The 1,722-nt window shown below is 69.3% G+C and carries 1 protein-coding gene; it reads right to left on the bottom strand.

Going from position 1 to position 1,722, the window contains the following annotated elements:
• Positions 1-1,722 (bottom strand): type VI secretion system Vgr family protein (locus QTH86_RS27005; RefSeq protein ID WP_286649349.1); only part of this gene is annotated, 1,722 nt, incomplete at both ends.

The raw sequence follows: 1,722 nt of genomic DNA, 5'->3' as shown, positions 1-1,722 counted from the left end.
CTCGAACCCCTCCCCCCTCGGGTCCTTCCTCCCCGCGTTGTCCTCCACCCGCGTGATGAACCCCAGGCTCAGCGAGCTCGACTGGTGGTCGCTCTTGAGCTGCGCCTGGATCCGCTGCGCCGTGTCGTCCAGGATCAGGTGGTTGCTTCTGCCAGCGGCGCTGTTGCCCCCTTCCTTGGTCAGCTCTCGGCTCCTGAACCCGCTCAGCGCCGCCTGGCCCGGCAGTTCCCACGGCGGCAGGTTCAGCTGGTTGTGCACCCGCCCCGTGCAGATCGGCAGGTCCGGGTCCCCACCAATGAAGTCCACGATCACCTCCTGGCCGATGCGCGGCAGGTGCATGCCCCCCAGCTGGTTGCCCGCCCACGGGCTGGTCACGCGCAGCCAGCAGGTGCTGTGCTGGTTCTTCTGCCCGCGCCGGTCCCAGGGGAACTGCACCTTGATGCGGCCGAGGTCATCGGTCCAGAGGTTCTCGCCTTCGGGGCCCACCACCAGGGCCACCTGCGGGCCGTGGGTGTGGGGCTTGGGCTGGGTGGGTTCGGGCCGCAGCGGCTCGGCCACCGGGTGCGCCGTCAGGTCCACCTCGACCTTCCAGTGCTGGCGCCTGCCGGGGGCTGCGTCCTTGATCTGGCTGTCGGCGGCCACGTCCTCGATGAGGAGGTGCGTCTGAAGGATCAGGTACTCGGTGTTGGCCGCCTCCCGGGGGTGTCTGGCCAGCTGGAAGGTGCAGCCGGGGACCATGCCGCGCAGGTTGCCGCTGGCCTTGGCTCTGGCGCCTGCGGTGCGCAGGGCCTGCATGCGCAGCAGGGCCAGTTGGCTGCCTTCGGCCTGGGCGTCGTTGGCTTCGGTGCCTGCTCCGGCTCCGCCCGCCCGCGGTTGCGCGTAGTGGCTGCCCCCGGCATCCGCATGCCACTGGTAGACCTCCTGGTCCGCCTGGCCGGTCGGGCGTGGATCGCGTCGGCTCTGGCCCAGATCGGCCCGGGGGCGGGTGTAGTCGTAGTCCCGGGTGCTGTACCGGCCCGAGGTGAGCTGGTGCACCGGCACGACGCTATGGAGGTACTCCGCATCGGTCTTCCAGCCCGGGGCGTGGTACTCGACCACCCGGTAGGCCTCGCTGGGGTTGGGCTGGTAGGCGCCCATGGCGTCCACCAGCACCAGGCGGTGGGTGTCGCCCTCGTGCTCGAAGAAGTAGCTGATGCCCCATTCCTGGCACAGGCGACTGAAGAAGTCGAAGTCGCTCTCGTTGAACTGGGTCTGGTAGTCGCGTGGGGGGTAGGTCTCGATGAGGCGCTTGTCCACCGGGAAGGCGTAGTCGGCCAGCAGGTCGTCCAGGATCTGGACCACGCTCTGGTTCTGGAAGATGCGGCAGTCGGTGCTCAGCGTGGCCAGGTGCAGCCAGGAGCGCAGGGTGAGCTTGTACTGGACCTGGCGGCCCTCTTCACCCCAGAGGCTGGCTTCGGTGATGAGCGCGTTGATGACGCGCACACCGGCGCCCACGCGGTCGACGCTGGCACCCACGGCACCGGGCAGAAACGCCCCCGAGCCATCGAGCTCGATGCTGCAGCTGATCTGGCGGCCGATGAAGGCGTCCAGGTCGAAGTCGGCGGCACCGGAGGCGCCCAGGTTCAGGCTGTCGGGGGTCTTGAGCAGCAGCTCGTAGTGAAACAGGCTGTTCAGGCCTTCGTGGCCTGAGAGGCGGACCGGCTCCAGGGCCGGCTGGCCGAG

Source organism: Variovorax sp. J2L1-78 (assembly GCF_030317205.1).
Classification (GTDB): domain Bacteria; phylum Pseudomonadota; class Gammaproteobacteria; order Burkholderiales; family Burkholderiaceae_C; genus Variovorax; species Variovorax arabinosiphilus.
The sequence above is the reverse complement of the archived record's forward strand: the minus strand, read 5'-3'. Positions and strand labels throughout refer to the sequence as shown.